The organism is Streptomyces sp. PH9007 (assembly GCF_059813725.1).
The window spans coordinates 3,263,430-3,284,078 of the sequence record NZ_CM187440.1; the positions used below are offsets into that span (position 1 = coordinate 3,263,430).

The following is a 20,649-nucleotide window of genomic DNA, read 5'->3' on the forward strand; positions in this document are numbered from 1 at the left end:
GACGATACGCGGTAATCGAACAGGCGTTCCTTCCCTTTGGTCCGCATGTTGTAGAGGATGGCACGATGCAGCATTCTGACTCCTCCCCCACCACGCCCCGCCGGATCGCCGACACCTACGTCGACCAGCTCGTGGAACTTAACCCGGTCGTCGGCACCCAACTGGGCGTCAACCCCGGCGCGGACGGCTTCCCCGACTACTCGCCGGCCGGCCACGCCGCCCTCGCCGCCGTCGAGCGGGACACCCTCACCGCCCTGGACGCCGCCGAACGCGCCGGCCTGGCCGAGTCGCCCGACGAGCGGCGCGCCGCACGGCTGCTGCGGGAACGGCTGGGCGCCTCGCTCGCCCTGGAGGAGGCGGGCGAGAACCTGCGACAGGTCAGCAACCTGTTCTCCCCGCTGCAACAGCAGCGCTCCGTCTTCCTGATGATGCCCACCACGACCGACGACGACTGGGCCGTCATCGGCCGCCGCCTCCACAACGTGCCGGCCGCGCTGCGCGATTACGCCGAATCGCTCCGCGCGGGCACCGGGCGCGGCCTGAACGCCGCGCCCCGCCAGGTCGAGACCGTCATCGAACAGCTCGACGCCTGGCTGGAGTCCGACTGGTACCGCACCTTCGCGGCGAGCGGCCCCGAGGCCCGGCGCGCCGAACTGGCGGCGGCGGCCGACGCCGCGACCGGCGGCCTGGCCGAACTGCGGGCCTACCTGCGCGACGACTACCTGCCCGCCGTCGCCGGCACCCCCGACGCGGTCGGCCGCGAACGCTATCTCCTGTCCGCCCGCCGCTGGACCGGCTCCGACCTGGACCTGGCGGACGCGTACGCCTACGGCTGGGAGGAGTTCCACCGCCTGGAGCGCGAGATGCGCGCGGTGGCCGCCGAGATCCTGCCCGGCGAATCGACCTTCGCCGCGATGCACCACCTGGAGAAGAAGGGCCAGGCGATCGACGGCGAGGAGGAAATGCGCCGGTGGCTCCAGGACCTGATGGAACGCGCCATCGTCGACCTGGACGGTACGCACTTCGACCTCGCCGACCCGATCAAGCGCGTCGAGGCCCGGATCGCCCCGCCCGGCAGCGCCGCCGCCCCGTACTACACCCGCCCCTCCCTGGACTTCGCCCGCCCCGGCCGCACCTGGCTGCCGACGCTGGGCGAGACCCGCTTCCCGGTGTGGAACGTCGTCTCCACCTGGTACCACGAGGGCGTTCCCGGGCACCACCTCCAGCTGGCGCAGTGGGTCCTGGTGCAGGAACGGCTCTCCCGCTACCAGGTGAGCGTCGGCTCGGTCAGCGCGGCCACCGAGGGCTGGGCACTGTACGCCGAGCGGCTGATGGACGAACTCGGCTACCTCACCGACCCGGCGCACCGGCTCGGCTACCTCTCCGGCCAGATGCTGCGCGCCGTACGGGTCATCATCGACATCGGCATGCACCTGGGCCTGAAGGTCCCGGCCGGCGAGAGCTACCACCCCGGCGAGGTGTGGACGCCGGAGCTGGCTACCGAGTTCTTCATGACCCACACCGGCCAGGAGCCCGAGTACACCCGCTCCGAACTCACCCGCTACCTGGGCATGCCGGGACAGGCCATCAGCTACAAGCTCGGCGAGCGGGCGTGGCTGGCGGGCCGGGACGCGGCCCGCGCGGCGCGGGGCGAGTCCTTCGACCTGAAGGCGTGGCACATGGCGGCCCTGTCGCTCGGCTCGCTCGGCCTGGACGACCTGACGGAGGAGATCTCCGCGCTCTGACCACCCGCGTGCCCTGCCCGACTCGCCGTCCCCACGCACGGTTGGGCAGGGCACGACGGCCCTCGCGAGGGCTCCCGCCCGCCTAGAATTGCCCGGGTCGGGGTGGGGCACGATGGGGCGGGACGGGGTGGGAGATGTCCGACTGGGACGCGGAGTGGGCCGCTGCCAAGGCGGCGGCGCGCGAGGAGATCGCGCGCACCCGGCTGAACACGCACGAGGGCGGCGGGGCCGGCGGCAACAGCGGCCTGACGGTGACGGCCGGCGCGAAGGAAGCGGCGGCGGCCTACCTGGAGGAGGAACTGAAGCCGGCGGTGACCAGGGAAGGCGCCCTGGTCATGGCGGCCTCGGTGCGCTCGGCCGCCCGGATGGCGGGCTGGCGCTCGGCGGCCGGGCTGGCGCACACCTCCCAGGCGTGGGAGCACAAGCTGTCGGCCCTCGGTGAGTGGCTGGACCTGGAGGCGCAGGCGCTGCGCGGGGTCTCCCAGGCGTTCGTCCACCAGGAAGCCCAGATCGTGCACGACCTGCAGGCCGTCCGCGCGACGCCCATCAACGGGATGCCCGACTGACATGGTGTCCTATCGCGAGGTGGCCGAGCAGGACTTCGGCGCGCTGATCTCGGCGGCCGAGTCGTGGGAGCGCGCGGCGGAGGGTTTCGGGGAGGCGGAGGCGGACCACCGTACCCGCGTCCACCACGCCACCAGCGGCAACGCCGAGGTGTGGAGCGGCCTGAGCGCCGACGCAGCCACCGACCGGTTCGCGGCGACCGAACGCGAACTGGCGGCGGCCCAGGAGGAGTGCCGGGGCATCGCGCGGCTGTTGCGGGACGGCGAGGCGGAACTGGCCCGGCTGCGCGGCCGGCTGATGTCGCTGGTGGAGGAGGCGAGGGCGGCGGGCTTTGCCGTGAACGCCGAGGGCCAGGTGTCGGTCGCCGACCGGCAGCCCAACGACCCGGAGACACAGCGGCTCGACCAGGTCGCCGCCGAATGGCGCCTGGAACTGGACCGGGCGGTGTCGCTGGTGTCGGCGGCGGACATGAGCCTGGCCCTGGAGCTGAAGGACGCGACGACCGGCCTGGACCTCATGGGCGGAGGGATCTTCAACGGTGCCGCGCTGACCGACGCGCAGGTCCCGGCGGGGAGGCAGGCGGCGGACCTGGCCCTGCGGCTCAACGAGGAGGGCGAGCTCTCCGAGCAGGAGTGGTTCGAGCTGAACCAGCTGATGGCGAGCCACCTCGATGACCCGGCGTTCCACCGCATGCTGCTGACGGAACTGGGAGCCGACGGCCTGCTCGCGCTGTCCGCCCAGGTGGCGGGCCACTTGGGCGACGGCGGCGACGAGGAATCCCGCCACCGCTACGCAATCCTTGAACAGCGCCTGGCGAACACGGTGGCGGTGGCCACCCAAACCCCGGCCCTGGACGGCGGGATCCCGTACGGCCAGTGGATCCACACGGAGGAAGGCCGGTTCTACGAGAGCTGGATGTCCGACCTGCGCGAGGTGGGCACCACCCGTTACCCCGTCCCGGGGCTGACCGACCACAGTGTCACCGGGTACCAACTCCTGGCCACCGTCATGTCCTCGGGCGAGGGCTACCCGGACCGTTTCCTCCGGGACCTGGCCGACGACATCCGTACGGCGGAGGATCCCTCGCGCGGCGGCAGCCGGGACATCTGGCAGCAGCGCGCCGAGGAGGGAAACGTCGACGGTCTGAGCGCCGAGGAATTGGAGCGCTTCGCGCTGGACCCCCTGGACACCGTGCTCGGCCTCATGGCGTCCGCACCGGACACGTCGGCCGCCTACCTCGACCCGGATGCCAACGACAACCTGGACTACTTCCTGCACGACCGGAAGTGGAACCATCTCGTGTACTACGGCGAGATGGACATGAACGACCACGCCTACGGCGGGGGAGACAGCATCACGCACCGGCCGACCGAGCCGGACGGCGCCCGCGACGGCCTGGTCAACGCCTTGGAGGCGGCCACCACCGGCATCCCCATGGGCCCCGACTCCCCACCGGCGGACCGCGCCCTGAACCGCACGGAGGAGGGCGCCCGGGTGATGCAGCATCTCGTCGCCGCCTTCTCCGAGGACGGGGGCGCGATGATCGCGGACGACGGCGACTGGGCCTTCATGCGGCCGGAACTGGGGCGGATGACAGCTGCTTATATGGGTGACTTCCAGAACCACGTCAGTGGTGGAATCGAAGTGGTTCCGCTTCCCGAGCACAGACTTGATCTGAACGGCGAAGGCCCTGCCAAGTTCCTCGCACAGCTGGGACGGGATCCGGAGGCCTACGGATACGTCACGGCTGCACAGCAGGCATACACTGCCCTTTCGGTCGACCACGTATTCAAGGACCCGGACGGCACTGGCCTCCCGGCCGGGGATCGATTGCCTCATGCCATCAAGCCGGGGACCATGATCGCTGGAATCATGGCCGATGCACGGGTGACCGCCGTATATGAGGAAAGGATCGCCGAGGACGAGGCGTTCAACGCGAATGTCGACGCCTGGATGACGTTCGCCGGACTGATCCTGGATGAAGGTGTGGGGAAGGCCACCGATGCGATGCCGTACGGTGGCTCACTGGTCGAATGGGGGGTTGAGGAGTTGATGGGATCCGTCACGGAAACCCTTTATCGTGATTCCGGTCCGGAAGCAGCTGCCGAAGCGGGATCCATCTATTTCGGGTTCTACGAGGATTCACTGAGCGCCGCAGTGCTTGCCGTGGAGCTGGCGGCGGGCAACGATTACACGGACGCCGAGAAGCAGCATCTTCAGAATATTGCCATTGAATCCGTGACCGATAGTTTTGATCGGCTCATCGACTGGGACAACCCGGTTTCCAAGGAGTGAGATGTTCGCGAGGTTCCACAGGGGCAGCCGTGCAGTGATGCTTTCATCGGTGCTGTTGATCACCTCCTGCGGAGGTGAATCCGCAGAGCGCAACTATGCGGTGCCGAGTGACCTCTGCGGCCTCGACGTGCCCAAGGATCTCTACGATCCCGCATTCCCGCCGGGATCACAGCTCGCCGTGGAAGATACCTTCGATGTCTCCGGGCCGCTCACCTTGCTCGGAGATACCTGCACGATTGAGGTCGACGGTAGCCAGGTGGTTCACTCCGCCACCTATGCCTGGGACTCCTTCGAAAAGGTCTCGGTGGGCGAGGGGCGGATACTTTCCACGGCGGAAGGTGAAGTCGTCAGTGGTGCGTTCAACGCCATGGTGTGGCCCGGTGTCGCCATGGCCCAGGCGCCTTGCACCATTACCGTGAGCGAGCATCACAACATGACGGAATCCTTCATGGTTTCCCTGGAGATGACCCATCCCGACAATGACGCAGAATCCGTCGAGGTCCTCTCCCAGCTGATCCAGCCCTATATGGCCGCCGCCATCGAAGGCGTGCCCTGTGCGGAGCGCGACGGCTAGGGGCGGTGGTGTGGGGTGATCAGGGCGGATTCGTAGGCCATGACCACCGCTTGGGCTCGGCTGGAGAGGTTCAGCTTGCTCATCACGCGTTTGACGTGTGTCTTCACCGTCGCCTCGCTCAGCACCAGCCGTTCCGCGATCTCCGCGTTGGTCTGCCCGCCTCCGACCAGCCGCAGTACCTCCGTCTCCCGCGGGGTGAGCCCGCCGAGCATCCGCCGGTCCACCGTCGTGCGGTGGTGCTCCGCGTACGTCTCCACCAGGTCCCGGGTGATGCGCGGAGCGATCAGCATGTCGCCCGCCGCCACCGTGCGGACCGCCGTGACGATGCGGTCGGGGGGTGTGTCCTTCAGCAGGAAGCCGGCCGCGCCTTCTCCGAGGGCCGTGTACACGTAGACCGGCAGGTCGAAGGTGGTCAGGATGAGGATGCGGGGGCCGTCCTCGCCCGCCGCCGCCATGATGGCGCGGGTGGCGGCGATGCCGTCCATGCCCGGCATCCTGATGTCCATCAGGATCACGTCGGGCCGCTCCGCGGCGGCCAGTTCCACGGCGCGGGCGCCGTTGTCGGCCTCGCCGACGGTGGTGATGCCGGGGGTGGCGTTCAGCAGGGCGGTCAGGCCGGCCCGGATCAGGGGCTGGTCGTCGGCGACCAGGACGCGGATGGGGTTCACCGGAGGACACCGGCCGGCAGCCGCAGCCGTACCTCGAAGCCGCCGCCCGCCCGGGGGCCGGCGGTCAGTTCGCCGTCGTGGAGCGCGGCACGTTCCCGCATGCCCCTGATGCCGTACGAGCCGGGCTGTCCGGCCGGTGCGGGCACGGTCACGGTCGCCGTTCCGGTGTCGGTCACGGTCAGGGTCACCGTCCGTTCGCCGTGGTCCACGGTGACGCGCGCGGTGGCGCCGGGGCCGGCGTGTTTGAGGGTGTTGGTCAGGGATTCCTGGGCGACACGGTGCAGGCACAGGGCGATGTCCGGCGGCAGGGCGCGGCGTTCCCCGGTGACCGTCAGTTCGGTGGGCAGTCCGGAGTCGCGGGTGCGGCGTACCAGTTCCTCCAGCAGGGTGAGGTGCTCCGCCGCCCGGGGTGGCGTGGAGGCCGGGGCGTCGTCGTCGTCGACCCGCAGCACGTCCAGCAGGCGCCGCAGTTCGGTCAGGGCCTCGCGGCTGGAGTCGCCGACGGTGGCGATCGCCTTGCGCGCGGTGGGGGCGTCGTTGTCCATCACGTATCCGGCGAGTCCGGCCTGGAGCGAGACCACCGACATGTGGTGGGCGACGACGTCCTGGAGTTCGCGGGCGATCCTGGCGCGTTCCCTGGCCGCCGCCCGGCCGGCCTCGCGCGCCCAGCTGCGGGTGGCGCGGCCCAGCATCCAGGCCACGATCGTCACCAGCACCGCCTGCACCACCTCCGACCAGGCCGGCGGCGTCACGGCGGTCTCGTAGACCACGACGGTGAGCGTCGCCATCGCGCCGCACAGGACGGCGGCGGTGGTGCGGGGGCACAGTGTCGCGACCGTGAACATGGCGACCAGCAGTCCGGCCCCGGCGTTGGGGAAGTCGCCGTACCCGAGCACGCTGTAGGCCAGCTCCGCCGCCATGATGACGGTCATCGTCGCCACGGGGGCCACCCGGCGCAGCGCGACCGGCGCGACGGTCAGCGCGGCGAGCGCGCCGGCGGCGGGCCGGATGCCGTCGTCTCCTGAGGTGTGGGCGGTGGTGATCAGGGACAGGGTGGTCAGTACGCAGGCGAGGAGTACATCGACCTGGATCTGCCGGAAGTTCGTCCCCACCCGTCCCACCGTAGTCATACCGGGCGCGGCGTACCCCCAGGGGGGTACGCGAAGTTACCGCACCCGGGTGACGTGGCACCGTCACGCCGCCTCGTAACGTCGGGTCGTGTGAACCGACGTGTCAATACCCTGATAGCCCTGACGATCCTTCCCGCCGTCCTGGTGGCCTGCAACGACGAGGGGGGTGCGGGGGAGAGCCTGGAGTCCCCCGAGGAGACCTCCGCCGCCCAGGTGGCGCTGCAGGCCGACGCCGACGCTCTGCTGGATCTCGGTGCGCCCGGGGTGCTGGCCCATCTCGTCACCCCGGACGAGGAGGTGACGGTGCGCGCCGGGTACGGGGACACCGAGGCGGAGACCGAGGTGCCGTGGGACGCGCGGTTCCGGATCGGCAGCTTCACCAAGCCGCTCGTGGCCACGGTGGTGCTCCAGCTGGTGGGGGAGGGCCAGCTGTCGCTGGAGGATTCCGTGGAGGACTGGCTGCCCGGTCTGGTCCAGGGGGAGGGCATCGACGGCTCCGCGATCACGGTGCACCAGCTGCTCCAGCAGACCAGCGGGCTGCCGGAGTATCTGCTGGGGCTGCCCGACCTGTTCACGCAGGAGGGGTTCGGGCCGGCGCAGGAGGCGGAGTACACGGCCGAGGAGCTGGTCGCGCTGGCCGTGGCCCAGCCGCCGTACTTCGCACCGGGCGAGGGCTGGCAGTACTCGAACACCAACTACGTGCTCGCCGGGATGATCATCGAGAAGGTCACCGGGAACAGCTGGCAGGACGAGGTGACGCGGCGGATCGTCGAGCCGCTGGGCCTGACCGGCACCACGGCGCCCACCGGCGGCGACCAGGAGATTCCGGAGCCGCACGTCACCGGCTGGACCCGCTTCGCCGTGGACGTCACCGGCGAGCAGCCGGTCTTCGGCGATCCGGTGGACACCACGCTGCTGAACCCCGGCCTGCCGGGCGCGGCCGGGTCGGTCATCAGCACCACCAAGGACACCAACATCTTCCTGCGCGAGCTGCTCGGCGGCCGGCTGCTGGGCGAGAGTGAGCTGGCCCTGATGCTGGACTCGGTGCCGGCCGAGGGGCTGCACGCGGCGTGGCCCGACGCCGAGTACGGGCTCGGGATCATGCGGCTTCCGATGGAGTGCGGGGACATCCTGTCGCACGGCGGCGACATCCAGGGGTTCATGACCCGCAACGGCATCACCGAGCACGGCACCCGCAGCGTCGTCGTGTCCGTCAACACCAACATGCTGGTGCCCGATGGCGACACCCCGCTGCCGGAGGGTGACGCCACGCGCGCGCTCATCGAGAACGCGCTGTGTTCCTGACCTCCAGATGAGCCAGCAGGTGTTCGGTGGCGGCGGTGATGTCCGAGACCGCCGCCTCGAACACCTCCTTGTTGTGCGCCGCCGGCTCGCGGAAGCCGCTCACCTTGCGTACGTACTGCCGTGCCGCCGCCTCGATGTCGCCCTCCGTCACCTCGGGGGTCATCGGGGGCCGCAGGGTCTTGATGCTTCTGCACATGTCTCCAGTGTGCCGCGCCCCACTGACAACGCCACGGCGCTGACGCCTCGCGGACGGGCCGCGGAGTTCGCACAGCCGAACAGCCTCGCACCCCCGCCTCACAACACAAGCGCGCAATAGTCCACAGGCGGCCCGTCATCGTCCACACGGTTCCGCCCTAGCATCGAGGCATTGCTCCACGGCATCAGCGCATCACTCCCTGTATGCCGAGCCGCGCGACCCATCCCTCCCACCCCCCACACCGGACGGAGAATCGCATGCGCAGGACGAGCGCAAGGTTCAAGCTGGCATCGGTCGCGGCCATCGCGACCGCCGTGGCGACGCTGGGCGCACTGACCGCCTCCAGCGGATCGGCCGCCGAAGTACCGCAGGACACCGTGTCGACCCTCGCCGTGGGCAGCCCCACCGGCTTCGGGGCCGGCACCACCGGCGGTGCGGGCGGCACCACGGTGACCGTCACCAACGCCAGCCAGTTCACCGAGGCCGTGCAGCGCTCCGGCGCGGTCGAGGTCCGGGTCAACGGCACGATCTCGCTCAGCTCGATGACCAAGGTCTCCGCCAACACGACCATCCTCGGGGTCGGCACCAGCGGCCGGATCACCGGCAGCGGCCTCAATGTGACCGGTGTCAGCAACGTCATCATCCAGAACCTGACCTTCTCCGGTTCGAACGACGACGCCATCAACATCGAGAACTCGACCCGGGTCTGGGTCGACCACAACACGCTGTCCAGCGCCTACGACGGCCTCGTCGACATCAAGCGCGGCTCGGACAACATCACCGTGTCGTGGAACCGCGTCTTCAGCCACGACAAGACCATGCTGCTGGGTCACGACGACGGCAACGCCTCCCAGGACCGGGGCAAGCTGCGGGTCAGCTACCACCACAACTGGTTCGACGGCACCAACCAGCGCAACCCCCGGGTCCGCTTCGGCAACCCGGTGCACGTGTACAACAACTACTACGGCGGGGTGACCAGTTACGGGGTCGCCTCCACCAAGGAAGCCGGCGTCCTGGTCGAGGGGAACTACTTCGAGAACACCAAGGACCCCTTCCACCTCGGTGAGGGCTCGTCCCCGGCCGGCACCCTGGTCGCCCGCAACAACCACTTCGTCAACTCCGGTTCGGGCCAGGCCGGCGGTTCGGTGAACGGCATCCCGTACAGCTACAGCCTCGACGCGGCGTCCAGCGTCAAGTCGATCGTCCAGTCGGGAGCGGGCGCCGGGAAGATCTGACACCCGCACCTACCGCGTACCATCACGCGCCTCCCGCACCACCCGTACCCGGACAGGCCATGGCCTTGTCCGGGTACGGTCATGGGGCTATCTTCCTCTGCACGTTTCCCACGGCGGACGAGGAAGCCCTCCATGGCCACGGCACGACGTCAGCCCCGGCCCACGATCGGGCTCGTCACGGCCAACATTCACCTGGGCGTCGGCGCCACCCTGTGGTCCGGCGTCCTGGAGGCGGCCGAGCGCAACGACGTCAACCTCCTCTGTTTCCCCGGCGGCGCCGTCCGCCCGGAGGGTGCGGACGGCGCCGCCCGCAACGCCCTCTACCGGCTGATCTCCCCCGAGCACCTCGACGGCGCGATCTGCTGGACCTCCACCCTCGGCCTGCCCGCCCCCGGCACCGCCCCCGCCGCCCGGCTCACCGAACGCCTCGCCGAGCTCCCCGCCGTCGTCAGCCTCAACCGCGCGCTGGAGGACCACGAGACGCTGCTGCTCGACAGCAACACCGGCATGCGCCGCGCGGTCGGCCACCTCGCCGGGGAACACGGCCGCCGCCGGCTCGCCTGCCTGCGCGGGCCGCTCGCCAACCCGGTGTCCGTGGACCGCTTCCGCGCCTATACGGACGCCCTCACCCGGCACCACATCCCGTACGACCGCGCCCTGGTGGCCGCCTCCGTCGACTTCGCGCCGGGCGCGGGCGCCGCCGCGATGCGGGTCCTGCTCGATGTGCGCGGGCTGCGCCCGGGACGCGACTTCGACGCCGTCATCGCGTGCAGCGACGCGCTCGCCGCCGACGCGCTGCGCTTCCTCACCCACCGGGGCATCCGGGTCCCCGAGGACGTGGCGCTGATCAGCTTCAACGACTCCGTCGAGGCGCGGATCAGCGACCCGCCCCTCACCTCCGTCGCGCTGCCCTTCGGCGAACTCGGCGCGCTGGCCGTGGACACCCTGCTCGCCCGGCTGCGCGGCACCGCGCCGCCCACCCGCCGGGCGGTGCCCGGCACCCTGGTGATCCGCAGGTCCTGCGGGTGTCACTCGCCGCTGGTGAGCCAGGGTGAACCGCGCGCCGACGGGGGCCCCTTCGGCGGCGGCCCGGGCGATGACCCGGGGAAAGGTCCGGGGGAGGGCCCGGGGGAGGGCCCGTCCGCGCTGCCGCGCGCCCTGGCCGAACTGGCCCCGGCGCTGCGGGAGGAGGGCGGCGGTACGGCGTTCCTGGCCGGTCTGGAGCGGCTGATCGGCAGCCGGATCCACAGCCACGAGCAGGCCGCCGTCTGGGACCGGGCACTGCTGGCGATGCGCGCGAGCGCCCCGGTGCCGGGTGACGCGCGCCGCGAACGCCTGCTGGGCCAGGCCCGCCTCATGGTGGCCGACAAGGCGCAGCGGCTGCTGGAGTACGAGCGCTGGACGAAGGAGCAGGAGGCCCGGCGGCTCCAGGAACTCGCCACCGCGCTCACCACCGTCACCGACACCGCCGCGCTGACCGCCGCCCTGGACCGCCAGTTGCCCCCGCTGGGCGTCCCCGGGGCCGAGTTGCTGCTGGGCGGGGCGCCGGAACTGGCCGCCGCTGCCCGTGCGTTACCCGCCGGCCGGCGCTGGACGGCCGTCCTCGAACCGCTGCACATCGGCGCCGAACACCTCGGGTTCGCCCTGTTCGCCGCCGGGCCGCGCCGCGTCGCCGCCCGGCACGGCGGGCTGTTCCGGGCGCTGGGCGACCAGATCAGCGCGGCGCTGAAGGGCGTACGACTGTTCGAGGAGGTGCGCCGGGCGCGCGACGCCGCCGAGCGGGCCAGCCGCCGCAAGACCCGGCTGCTGGACGACGCCACCGATGAACTGCGCACCCCCGTCGAGGCGATCCTGCGGCATCTCCGGCCGGGCGACGCGGGGCACGCGGACGCCGCACGGCTGCTGCTGCTGATCGATGACCTGCTGGATCTGTCACGTTCGGAGATAGACGCGCTCGATCTCGATCGGCAACTGCTCGATCCCCGGCCGCTTCTGATCGAGATGTACGGTGCCGGGTGCGCCGCCCTCCCCCGCCGGCTGCCGGCCATCGCCGCCGACCCGGCCCGGCTGCGGCAGATCCTCGGCAATCTGCGCCGCGCCGCGGCAGGGCCCGGCAGCAGGCTGACCGCCGACGTCCGGCCCCCGTACCTCGTACTGCGGCTCACCGCCCCCGCCCTGCGGCCCGCCCCGGGCGAGACGGACCAGCTCTTCCAGCCGTTCGCCACCGGGGAGCCCGGCTCCCGGCTGGGCCTGGCCATCGCCCGGCGGCTCGCCGTGCTGCACGGCGGCGCGCTCGGCTTCACCGACGGCGCCTTCGTCCTGCAACTCCCGCTGCCCGCCCCGCCGCCGGACTTCGTCCGGGGAGCGCCCCCGGCCGACCGGGCCACGGGCCCCGGCCGCACCCTGCTGATCGCCACCTCCACCGCGCCGCCCCCCGAACTCACCGCGCTCGCCCGCCTGCACGGCCTGCTGCCGCACCTCCTGCACCCCGACGACGACCTCGCCACCCTCACCGCGGCCCCCGGGCCCGCCGCCATCGCCTGGGACACCGCGCACGCCCGCCCCCAGGAGTGGTCGATGATCCGCCGACTGCACGATCACCCGGCGCTGCGGCACACCCCGTTCCTGCTGTACGGGGGCCCCGCCTCCGCCGCGTACGGCCGTCCCGATCTGCACAGCGCCCTCACCGCGCTGCGCCCCCCGGGGCTCACGCTCCCCGCGCTCATCGCGACCACCTCGCCGTCCGCGCGCGAGGAACTGCGCCGGCTGGCGACGGCTGTCCTGCCGGGCCGTACGGTACGGGCCGCCGCCGACGGCACCACGGCGCTCGCGCTGCTGGCCGAGGACGCCGGGCAGCCGCCCGCGCTGCTGATCACCGATCGCGTGCTGCCCGACATGGACGGCTTCGACCTGGTCGACCAGGCCCGCGAACTGACCGGCGCACCCGCGGCGACGCCCGTACTGATGCTGAGCGACGACGGGTTCACGGCGGCGGACGTCCGGCGCGCCGAGCCGCATCCCGGCCTGGTGCTGCTGGGGCGCGAGGTGCTCACCGGGCCGGAGACGGTGGCGCTGCTGACGGCGATGACCCAGCGCACGGAGCCCGCGCCCGCGCCGGTGCGCGCGGCGCTCGCCTATCTGGAGGCGCACTACCGGCAGCGCATCACCCGCTGGCAGGTGGCGCAGGCGGCCGGCATGAGCGAGGACCATCTGGGGCGGCTGTTCCACCGCGAGATCGGGCTGACCCTGTGGGACTACCTGACCCGGCTGCGCATCCGCCGGGCCAGGACGCGGCTGCGGAACAGCGACGACAACATCCAGACCATCGCCCGCGCGGTCGGCTTCCACGACCGCGCCTACTTCACCCGGGTCTTCCGCCGCCACACCGGCCACACCCCGCACGCCTACCGGGACGGCGGCGGGGGAGCGGGCGGCTGAGCCCTCCGCCCGGCGCCTCGACACGGCGCGAGTGAACGAAATGTTCAACTCAATCCGTTGACAGGGATGCGTTCAAGCACGCAGCATGGAGGCATGACGGAGAACGACCCCTTCACACCCCCCGACGCCGGCGCCGCCCGCGCCCGGCGCGTCTACACCGCCCTGTTCCGCATCGCCGAGCGGCACGCCGCCGACGCGGAGCAGCGCGCGCGGCAGACCCACCCGCACATGCTGGCCCCGCACGAGGCGGTCCGGCTGGTGTCGTTCCTGCTCAGCGGCGCCGCGCTCCCCGTCGAGGGGGAGCCGGAGGTGGACCGCGCCGACATCACCGCCGCGCTCACCCTGGTGCCCCGCGCCCGCGCCGAACTGGACGAGGTGGAGGCCGGGCTGATCGAGATGGCCCGGGGGCGCGGGCTCACCTGGCAGGAGATCGCCTTCGGCCTGGGCCTGGGCACCCCGCAGGCCGCCCGCCAGCGGCACGCCCGGCTGACCGAGCGGCTGCCGGAGGGCGAGGGCGACGCGGCGGCCCCGGCCTGAGACGGATCCGGCCCCGCGCCCGGGCGCGGGGCCGCGGGCTCAGACTGCCCGCAGAAGATCCGCCGCCGCGAGTGAGCCGGGCGCCCGCCCCTCGCGCGCGAAGAGGTTCGCGGTGCGCTGGAGCGCCTCGTTCACCGGGGTGCGCACCCCGTGCAGCCGTCCCAGCTGCACGATCTCGCCGTTCAGATAGTCGGCCTCGATCGACCCCGCGCCGCGCCGCAGGCTCTGCCAGGACGAGCCGTGCGCCGGGTCGCCGCCCGGCACCGGACGCAGCCGCATCCGCTCCCCGCGCAGCGCAGCCTGCTCCGCCTCGCTCGCGTACCCGATGCCCGCGGCCTCCAGCACCGCGACGCCCTCCGCCCGGGCCCGGGCCGCCAGTTCGGCCGCGTCCGGCTCACTCGCCGAACCGGTCACCGCCTCCACCGCGTTCGCCAGGTTCGACAGCAGCTTCGCGTACTTCCAGCGCATCACGTCGGGCGCCACCGGGGCCAGGAAGTACGCCTTCTCCAGGTCGGCCGCGATCCGCGCCGCCACCTCGTCCGTACCGCCGGGGAAGCGGCCGATGTGCAGCATGCCGGTGAGCGGCGCGCACGGCGCGGTGATGATGCCGGGGGCCAGGAACTGCGCGGGCAGCCACACGCACACCCCGTACACCCGCCGGAAACGGCGCAGCGCCAGCCGCTCGTTCACCACCCCGTTCTGCGCGCACAGCAGGGGCAGCAGCTCGCCGGCGGTGCCGCCGCCCTCGACCGGCCGGCCGGCCCAGGCGTCCAGCGCGGCCACGCTGTCCTGGGTCTTGACGGCCAGCACGAGGACATCGTCCGGGCGCAGGCTGACGGCCTCGGGCCGGTCGGCCGCCGGTATGGGCAGGGTGAGGGAGGCGTCGGGGGTACGCAGTCGCAGGCCGCCGTCGCGCAACTGGGCGTAGTGCGCGCCGCGCGCCACGAGAACGACCTCGTGACCCGCTTCGTGCAACCGCCCGCCGATGGCTCCGCCGACCGCTCCCGCTCCGATGATGATGTAGCGCATAACCGCCATCATCACCCGGGCGTCGCCGGATCGGCGCAGGTACGGTTGCGCGGCACGCCCGCCGACCGCAGCGTGGAGGCGTGCCCCTCCACCGTGTGACCCAGGAGCGTACGGACCAGGCCGACGATCTGTACGCGCTGCCCGGCAGCGGCCGGGCCCTGCCGCGCTACACCCTCCCCGAGGGGCCGATGCCGGCCCGCGAGGCGTACCAGCTCATCCGCGACGAGCTGGCCCTGGACGGCAACTCCCGGCAGAATCTGGCCACCTTCTGCACCACCTGGTCCGAGCCGGAGATCCGGGCGCTGATGACGGACACCCTCGACAAGAACATGGTGGACAAGGACGAGTACCCGCAGACCGCCGAACTGGAGTCGCGCTGCGTCCACATCCTCGCCGCGCTGTGGCACGCGCCGCACGGCGAGGCGGCCGTGGGCTGCTCCACCACCGGGTCCAGCGAGGCGGCGATGCTCGGCGGGCTCGCCCTGCACCGCCGCTGGCGGGCGCGGCGCGAGGCGGCCGGGCTGCCCGCGGACCGCCCCAACCTGGTGTGCGGCCCGGTGCAGGTGTGCTGGGAGAAGTTCGCCCGCTACTTCGACATCGAGCTGCGGCAGATGCCGCTGCTGCCCGGCCGCACGACCGCCGACCCGGCGCAGCTGGCCCGGTACTGCGACGAGCGCACCATCGGGGTGGTCGCCACGCTCGGGGTGACCTTCACCGGCGCGTATGAGCCGGTCGAGGACATCGCCGCGGCGCTGGACGCGCTCGCCGCCCGCACCGGGGTCGATGTCCCGATCCATGTGGACGCGGCGAGCGGCGGCTTCGTGGCGCCGTTCCTCCAGCCGGGCCTGAAGTGGGACTTCCGGGTGCCCCGGGTGAAGTCCGTCAACTGCTCGGGGCACAAGTTCGGGCTCGCGCCGCTGGGTGTGGGCTGGGTGGTGTGGCGGGACGCCGCCGAACTGCCCGCCGAACTCGTCTTCCACGTGGACTACCTGGGCGGTGACATGCCCACCTTCGCGCTCAACTTCTCCCGCCCCGGCGGGGAGATCGTCGCGCAGTACTACAACCTGCTGCGGCTGGGCCGGGCCGGCTACCAGGCCGTTCAGCGCGCCTGCGCCGACACGGCGGTGGCGCTGGCGGATTCCCTCGCCGCGCTCGGACCGTTCCGGGTGCTGCACGACGGCCGCGCCGGGCTGCCGGTGGTCTGCTGGACGCTGGCGCCGGACCACAGCACCTGGACCCTGTACGACCTGGCCGAACGGCTGCGGCTGCGCGGCTGGCAGGTCCCCACCTACCCGCTGCCGGCCGACCGGCAGGAGACCGTGGTGCAGCGGGTGGTGGTCCGGCACGGGGTGAGCCGCGATCTGGTGCAGCTGCTGCTGGAGGACATGCGCGGGGCGCTGGCCGAGCTGGGCCGCCATCCGGCGGCCACAGCAGAGCAGCGCCCCGCGTTCCATCACTGAGCCGGCGTGCGCGCCGGCCGCGTCGTCACCAGTGGACGATGACCTTGTCGCCCTCGCGCACGTCGTCGAAGAGCGCGGCGATGGCCGCCTCGTCGCGGACGTTCACACAACCGTAGGAACCGCCGTTGTAGCCGTTGGCGGCGAAGTTCTCCGAGTAGTGCACGGCCTGGCCGCCGTCGAAGAACAGCGCGTACGGCATCGGGGAGTCGTACAGCGTGGAGTGGTGGTTGCGGGACTTCCAGTAAACGTCGAACTCGCCCTCACGGGTGGGGTACTCCTCGGTACCGAACCGCACGTCCATCGTCGTCTGGACCGTGCCGTCGATCACCCACGACAGCGTGTTGGTGGTCTTGGAGATGCACAGCGCGCGCCCGGTCATGCAGCGCTCGTCGAGGTTGGCGGGGGTCTCGACCTCCGGCACCTCGATCGGCGGGAACATGTCGTCCCGGGCCGGCTCGCTGGTCTGCTCCTTCAGCGCGGACCAGGTCGACTCGTCCACCTGGCCGGTGGCCTCGATGCCGGCCGACTGCTGGAAGGCGCGGACGGCGGCCGAGGTGACATCGCCGTAGTAGCCGGTGGGCTTCTCGTCGAAGTGGCCGAGCTGGATCAGCCGCGCCTGGAGCTCGCGCACCGTGTCGGTGTTGTCGCCGTAGCCCATGACCAACTGCGGCGGGTACAGCTCCTGCTGGCTGGGCTCGGCGCTCAGCTCGGTGATCGCCGACCAGGTGCTCTCGAAGACCGTGCCCGAGACCTCCAGGTCCTGCGCCTCCTGGAAACCGGCGACCGCGCCGACGGTGACATCGCCGTAGAAGCCGGTGGGGTCGGCGGCGAAGTGGTCCAGCTGGGCGAGCCGCGCCTGCAACTCCCGCACCTGGTCCGACTCGTCGCCGAAGTCGAGTACGACCTCCTCTTCGGGCTCCGGCTCCTCCTCCGGCTCCTCGTCGGCCGGCTTGTCGTCCACCTGGTCGGCCTCGGGGGCCGAGTCGGCGGGCGGCGGAGCCGCGTCGTCCGAGGTGCCCTGGCCACCGCATCCGGTCAGCAGCAGGGCCGCCGCGGCGAGTGCCGCGACGGCGACGGACGATCTGTGCATGAGCGCGGAGCGCACCATGTCCCCCTGAAGGTTTCGTAGGTCTCAGTAGTAAAGATGCGCTAACCGGCCGATCCGTTGCCGACCAGGCCATAACGATGGGGTATCGGAGGTGTGTCGGATGTACTCGTGCGCCGGTCGCGCGCTCGGGGGGCGTGTGTGTGGGCGCGCGCGGCCCGGTTCCGTCCCGCTATCGGCGCGCCATTCACCGGCTGTTCCGCGGGCCGTGCCGGTCCGCCGACCGGCGTAGCCGATGGGGCAGGCCGAAGTCGGCCTGTCTTCGCGCGTCGCGGCTGGGCAGGATGGGCGGGTCTATTGTCTTCCGCAGGGTGAGGCGACGGTATGGGAAACAAGGCAGCGGCCTTTTTCGATGTCGACGAGACAGTCATCAGAACCAAGAGCATGTTCGCTTTTCTGCGATTCTGGATGGCCGCCAACGGCGATTCGGGCGACGCGTACGAGAAGACGATGGCGGAGATCAGGGCACTCGCCGAGAAAGTCGACCGCAGTGAAGTGAACCGCGCCTACTACCGGCTGTTCGCGGGAATTTCGCTGGACGAACTCACCCGCGCCGGGCAGGAGTGGTACGCGGCCTACCGGGTCACCCCCGACGCGTTCGTGCCGGCCGTCACGGCGGAGTTGTCCCGGCACCGTGCCCAGGGTTCCGCCATCGCTTTGGTATCAGGTTCCTTCCGCCCCGTACTGGGGCCGCTGGCCGAGGAGTACGGGGCGGGCCTGCTGCTGTGCACCGAGCCGGTCACGGACCCGGCCGGGCGGCTCACCGGCGAGGTGGTGCGGCCGATGATCGGCCCGGCGAAGGGGGAGGCGGTGGCCGCCGCCATCGCCTCACTCGGCCTGGCGGCGGGCGACTGCCACGCCTACGGGGACCACCTGTCCGACCTGGGCATGCTGCGGCAGGTCGGTCATCCGCACGTGGTGGCCGGCGGTGATCCGGCGCTGCTCGCGCACGCGCGCGAGCACGGCTGGACGGTGCTTCCCGACGGCCCCGCGGCCCGCCCCGGGGCCCATTCCGTACCGCATTGATTTCCCATCGGTTTCCCTGGTGCCCGGCAGGTGAACGCGGGGTTATTTCCCGGGCGTTACGGATTCTTTGACTTCTCCGACTTCTTCGAGACAATGCCCGGTGACCCACGTCACATCCGAACTCCCGGCCGGTTCCCGGGCAATCCTTGGAGTAACCTTGACGGGTTGACCGCAGGTCGTGCGAGAGCAACTCAAACGGACGGGGAGAAGCCGTGTTGGGTGCAAGGGGAAGTCAGAACGAGAATCACCGAGAACCCGAAATCAATGCCCGTAGAGTCGTGATCGGCATTGGCAACGGACTGCTCCGTTACGGCGTCGAGCGCATGCTTCAGCTGCCGCCCGGAGTGGAGGTGCGGGCCGTCGCCGGTCTCGGCGGCGCGCTCGCCGCCGGACTCGGCGCGGGCGATGTGCTCATCGCCCTGCTCGGTGAGGTCGAGGAGTCCTCGGCGGCCGAGTTACGGCAGCGTGAGGAGCGCGGCGCGAAGATCATGCTGCTCATCGACGATGACGGCCTGGTGGAACTGCCCAAGGTGACAGGATTGCGAGCGGGATTCATGAAGATCGGCAACGTGAACGAGAGCACTCTGAACAAGGGCCTGGCCGCCGTCGCCCAGGGCAAGGTCGCCATCCCGCCCGAACTCGCCCACGATCTGCTGGTCCTGGCCACCCAGCGCCATGAACCGGCCCGCTCCCAGCTGCGGCTCACCCCGCGCGAGCAGCAGGCGCTGGTCCTCATGGTGGACGGCATGAGCAACAAGCAGATCGGGCGCCGGCTCCAGATATCGGAGCACGGCGCCAAGCGGCTGGTCGCCAACATCCTGGCCAAGATGGACTGCAACAACCGCACCCTCGCCGTGTCCAGAGCACTCAGAGAGGGCCTGTACGAGAGATACGCGCGCGCCACGTGAGGGCGGGCGGTGGTCGGACGGGCGCGACGACGGCGACGCGCCGGCCCCTCACTCCAGCGGTACCGCGTACAGGGAGGCGTCGCCCCAGGTGGCCGTGGCCAGCAGGCCCGCCGCGTCCACCCCGAGGGCGACCGGGGAGTTCAGGCCGCTGAGCACCGCCTCGGTGCTGCCGTCCGGGTCCACCCGCTTGATCTCGCCGGCCGCGCGGTCCACCGCGAACAGCTCGTCGTTCCCGGTCACCACCAGGCCGACGCCGAGACCGTCGAAGTCCGTGGAGAACGTCTCGACCGTTCCGTCCGGCGTGACCCGGGACAACTCGCCGCCCACGTAGTTCGACACGAAGATCTCACCGCCGGCGTTCGCGGCCACCCCGACCGGGGTGTGCAGGCCCCGCGCGATCACCTCGGCGCCGCCGTCCGGCGCCACCCGCACGATCTCGTCGCTGGCCCGGTTGGTCACCAGCAGATTCCCGTCCGGGTCGAAATTGATGCCGGTGGGGGTGTGGAACCCGGCGGCGAACTCGCTCACCTCGCCGGGCGCGCTCACCCGCACGATCACGTCCCGGGTGTAGTCGGCGACATAGAGGTCGCCCTCCGGGTCCACGGCCAGTCCGGCGGGCGAGCCGAGACCCTCGGCGTACGTCGTACGGGTGCCGTCCGCGGCGATGCGCTCGACCGTGCCCGCCGACCAGTTGGAGACGTACACCGCGCCGTCGGGCCCGAAGGCGATCCCGGTCGGCGAGGAGAAGCCGTCCGCGCCGTGCCAGGCGTCGGACCCGGCCGCCGTGTCCGTGTCCGTGTCCTCGTCGGTGTCCGGTCCGGGGTCGCCGGTGGCGGGCGGGGACGAGACGGAGGTTCCGCCGGTGGCGGTGTCACCGTCCGCCGCGTCGCCGCCGCCGGCGCACGCCGTCGCGCAGGTCACCAGCAGGCCGGCCATGACAAGTCGCGGCAATAAGGGACGCATGACCACCTCGTGGCAGAAAGGAAAGGGGGCGGGAAACCCCGGTGGGTAAACAACATACAAAATGGAGTGCACTCCAGCGCAAGGGCGAACGGACCACGCTGTCCGTCAACGCCCCGGGGCCCGTTCCGGTTTCGTATACGGAACGGTCAGGACGGCCCGGTCAGCCGCGCGCTGCGGCTGGGGCCGACGCCTTTTCCAGCACCAGCCGCAGCAGCCCGGAAACCGTCAGCTCGGCGGAGAGTTCCTCCTCGTCGACGGGGGTTTCGAACTCCTTCTCCAGCGCGGTCGCCAACTCCACGATGGTGAGCGAGTCGAAGGCCAGATCGTCCAGCGTCGGGTCGCGGTCGAGGGCCGCCACGTCGACTTCGAAATTTTCCCTGAGGATTCCCGTAACCTTCGCCCGCACGTCCGCTTCCATTCCATTCGCCTCTCTCGTGTCCTGCATGTCCTGAACTCCCTCTCCGCTCGTTC

18 protein-coding genes are annotated in these 20,649 nt (G+C 71.4%); 11 read left to right on the forward strand and 7 right to left on the reverse strand.

Going from position 1 to position 20,649, the window contains the following annotated elements; genetic code table 11:
* Positions 1-65: 65 nt before the first annotated feature.
* The 4 genes from ACTFAP_RS14885 (at position 66) to ACTFAP_RS14900 (ending at position 5,178) form a co-directional block, all read left to right on the forward strand.
* A complete protein-coding gene (locus ACTFAP_RS14885) occupies positions 66-1,745 on the forward strand; it encodes a DUF885 domain-containing protein (RefSeq protein WP_500466558.1) in 1,680 nt (559 codons plus the stop codon).
* 134 nt (positions 1,746-1,879) lie between these two features.
* Positions 1,880-2,311 carry a hypothetical protein gene (locus tag ACTFAP_RS14890; RefSeq protein WP_500466559.1) on the forward strand — a complete coding sequence of 144 codons (432 nt, stop codon included), beginning with the start codon at positions 1,880-1,882 and terminating at the stop codon, positions 2,309-2,311.
* 1 nt (position 2,312) lies between these two features.
* On the forward strand, positions 2,313-4,604 hold the full coding sequence (locus tag ACTFAP_RS14895) for a hypothetical protein (RefSeq protein WP_500466560.1): 2,292 nt from the start codon (positions 2,313-2,315) through the stop codon (positions 4,602-4,604).
* Between the two features lies 1 nt (position 4,605).
* Entirely contained in the window at positions 4,606-5,178 is a 573-nt protein-coding gene (locus tag ACTFAP_RS14900; protein WP_500466561.1) for a hypothetical protein, read from the forward strand.
* Here the strand turns inward: ACTFAP_RS14900 and ACTFAP_RS14905 are convergent.
* Both ACTFAP_RS14905 and ACTFAP_RS14910 read right to left on the reverse strand, forming a co-directional pair.
* The gene (locus ACTFAP_RS14905) at positions 5,175-5,846 is read right to left on the reverse strand and encodes a response regulator (protein WP_500466562.1); all 672 of its coding nucleotides are present in this window, start codon (positions 5,844-5,846) and stop codon (positions 5,175-5,177) included. The two genes, ACTFAP_RS14900 and ACTFAP_RS14905, sit on opposite strands and share 4 nt — an antisense overlap.
* Positions 5,843-6,958: a sensor histidine kinase gene (locus tag ACTFAP_RS14910; protein ID WP_500466563.1), complete on the reverse strand. Its 1,116-nt coding sequence runs from the start codon at positions 6,956-6,958 to the stop codon at positions 5,843-5,845. Before ACTFAP_RS14910 ends, ACTFAP_RS14905 begins: the two co-directional genes overlap by 4 nt.
* 108 nt (positions 6,959-7,066) lie before the next feature.
* Between ACTFAP_RS14910 and ACTFAP_RS14915 the strand changes: the two genes are divergently transcribed.
* Positions 7,067-8,281: a serine hydrolase gene (locus ACTFAP_RS14915; protein ID WP_495681092.1), complete on the forward strand. Its 1,215-nt coding sequence runs from the start codon at positions 7,067-7,069 to the stop codon at positions 8,279-8,281.
* On the opposite strand, the gene ACTFAP_RS14920 is transcribed toward ACTFAP_RS14915, so the two are convergent.
* Complete coding sequence (locus ACTFAP_RS14920) at positions 8,256-8,477, reverse strand: DUF2277 domain-containing protein (protein ID WP_390115872.1); 222 nt, start codon at positions 8,475-8,477, stop codon at positions 8,256-8,258. The genes ACTFAP_RS14915 and ACTFAP_RS14920 overlap by 26 nt on opposite strands.
* A 257-nt stretch (positions 8,478-8,734) precedes the next feature.
* On the opposite strand from ACTFAP_RS14920, the gene ACTFAP_RS14925 reads away from it, so the two are divergent.
* The 3 genes from ACTFAP_RS14925 to ACTFAP_RS14935 all read left to right on the forward strand — a co-directional run bounded on the left by ACTFAP_RS14925 (position 8,735) and on the right by ACTFAP_RS14935 (position 13,687).
* Positions 8,735-9,712, forward strand: coding sequence for a pectate lyase family protein (locus ACTFAP_RS14925; protein WP_495681093.1), 978 nt, complete (start codon positions 8,735-8,737; stop codon positions 9,710-9,712).
* A gap of 132 nt (positions 9,713-9,844) precedes the next feature.
* Complete coding sequence (locus tag ACTFAP_RS14930) at positions 9,845-13,150, forward strand: substrate-binding domain-containing protein (protein ID WP_500466564.1); 3,306 nt, start codon at positions 9,845-9,847, stop codon at positions 13,148-13,150.
* Between the two features lie 93 nt (positions 13,151-13,243).
* A complete protein-coding gene (locus ACTFAP_RS14935; protein ID WP_390115877.1) occupies positions 13,244-13,687 on the forward strand; it encodes a DNA-binding protein in 444 nt (147 codons plus the stop codon).
* Between the two features lie 39 nt (positions 13,688-13,726).
* Here the strand turns inward: ACTFAP_RS14935 and ACTFAP_RS14940 are convergent, their stop codons facing one another.
* The gene (locus ACTFAP_RS14940) at positions 13,727-14,716 is read right to left on the reverse strand and encodes a 2-dehydropantoate 2-reductase N-terminal domain-containing protein (protein ID WP_495681095.1); all 990 of its coding nucleotides are present in this window, start codon (positions 14,714-14,716) and stop codon (positions 13,727-13,729) included.
* 80 nt (positions 14,717-14,796) lie between these two features.
* Here ACTFAP_RS14940 and gad point away from each other — a divergent pair, with 80 nt between their 5' ends.
* The gene (gad, locus tag ACTFAP_RS14945) at positions 14,797-16,176 is read left to right on the forward strand and encodes a glutamate decarboxylase (protein WP_495681096.1); all 1,380 of its coding nucleotides are present in this window, start codon (positions 14,797-14,799) and stop codon (positions 16,174-16,176) included.
* 25 nt (positions 16,177-16,201) lie between these two features.
* Here the strand turns inward: gad and ACTFAP_RS14950 are convergent, their stop codons facing one another.
* Positions 16,202-17,266 (reverse strand): L,D-transpeptidase family protein, encoded by a 1,065-nt coding sequence (locus tag ACTFAP_RS14950; RefSeq protein ID WP_390115882.1) that lies wholly within the window; start codon positions 17,264-17,266, stop codon positions 16,202-16,204.
* Positions 17,267-17,605: 339 nt separating this feature from the next.
* Between ACTFAP_RS14950 and ACTFAP_RS14955 the strand changes: the two genes are divergently transcribed.
* A complete protein-coding gene (locus tag ACTFAP_RS14955) occupies positions 17,606-18,307 on the forward strand; it encodes an HAD family hydrolase (RefSeq protein ID WP_500466565.1) in 702 nt (233 codons plus the stop codon).
* A gap of 278 nt (positions 18,308-18,585) precedes the next feature.
* The gene (locus tag ACTFAP_RS14960; protein ID WP_500466566.1) at positions 18,586-19,215 is read left to right on the forward strand and encodes a helix-turn-helix transcriptional regulator; all 630 of its coding nucleotides are present in this window, start codon (positions 18,586-18,588) and stop codon (positions 19,213-19,215) included.
* Positions 19,216-19,263: 48 nt separating this feature from the next.
* Here ACTFAP_RS14960 and ACTFAP_RS14965 read toward each other — a convergent pair whose 3' ends face one another.
* The gene (locus tag ACTFAP_RS14965) at positions 19,264-20,178 is read right to left on the reverse strand and encodes a Vgb family protein (protein WP_500466567.1); all 915 of its coding nucleotides are present in this window, start codon (positions 20,176-20,178) and stop codon (positions 19,264-19,266) included.
* Positions 20,179-20,338: 160 nt separating this feature from the next.
* On the reverse strand, positions 20,339-20,623 hold the full coding sequence (locus ACTFAP_RS14970; protein ID WP_500466568.1) for an acyl carrier protein: 285 nt from the start codon (positions 20,621-20,623) through the stop codon (positions 20,339-20,341).
* Positions 20,624-20,649 lie beyond the last annotated feature (26 nt).

Coding starts and splice junctions, on each gene's coding strand:
- ACTFAP_RS14955 (WP_500466565.1), top strand. CDS start 17,606: ATGGGAAACAAGGCAGCGGCCTTTTTCGATGTCGACGAGACAGTCATC.
- ACTFAP_RS14890 (WP_500466559.1), top strand. CDS start 1,880: ATGTCCGACTGGGACGCGGAGTGGGCCGCTGCCAAGGCGGCGGCGCGC.
- ACTFAP_RS14895 (WP_500466560.1), top strand. CDS start 2,313: ATGGTGTCCTATCGCGAGGTGGCCGAGCAGGACTTCGGCGCGCTGATC.
- ACTFAP_RS14940 (WP_495681095.1), bottom strand. CDS start 14,716: ATGCGCTACATCATCATCGGAGCGGGAGCGGTCGGCGGAGCCATCGGC.
- ACTFAP_RS14935 (WP_390115877.1), top strand. CDS start 13,244: ATGACGGAGAACGACCCCTTCACACCCCCCGACGCCGGCGCCGCCCGC.
- ACTFAP_RS14970 (WP_500466568.1), bottom strand. CDS start 20,623: ATGCAGGACACGAGAGAGGCGAATGGAATGGAAGCGGACGTGCGGGCG.
- ACTFAP_RS14885 (WP_500466558.1), top strand. CDS start 66: ATGCAGCATTCTGACTCCTCCCCCACCACGCCCCGCCGGATCGCCGAC.
- ACTFAP_RS14900 (WP_500466561.1), top strand. CDS start 4,606: ATGTTCGCGAGGTTCCACAGGGGCAGCCGTGCAGTGATGCTTTCATCG.
- ACTFAP_RS14925 (WP_495681093.1), top strand. CDS start 8,735: ATGCGCAGGACGAGCGCAAGGTTCAAGCTGGCATCGGTCGCGGCCATC.
- ACTFAP_RS14920 (WP_390115872.1), bottom strand. CDS start 8,477: ATGTGCAGAAGCATCAAGACCCTGCGGCCCCCGATGACCCCCGAGGTG.
- ACTFAP_RS14950 (WP_390115882.1), bottom strand. CDS start 17,266: ATGCACAGATCGTCCGTCGCCGTCGCGGCACTCGCCGCGGCGGCCCTG.
- ACTFAP_RS14930 (WP_500466564.1), top strand. CDS start 9,845: ATGGCCACGGCACGACGTCAGCCCCGGCCCACGATCGGGCTCGTCACG.
- ACTFAP_RS14965 (WP_500466567.1), bottom strand. CDS start 20,178: ATGCGTCCCTTATTGCCGCGACTTGTCATGGCCGGCCTGCTGGTGACC.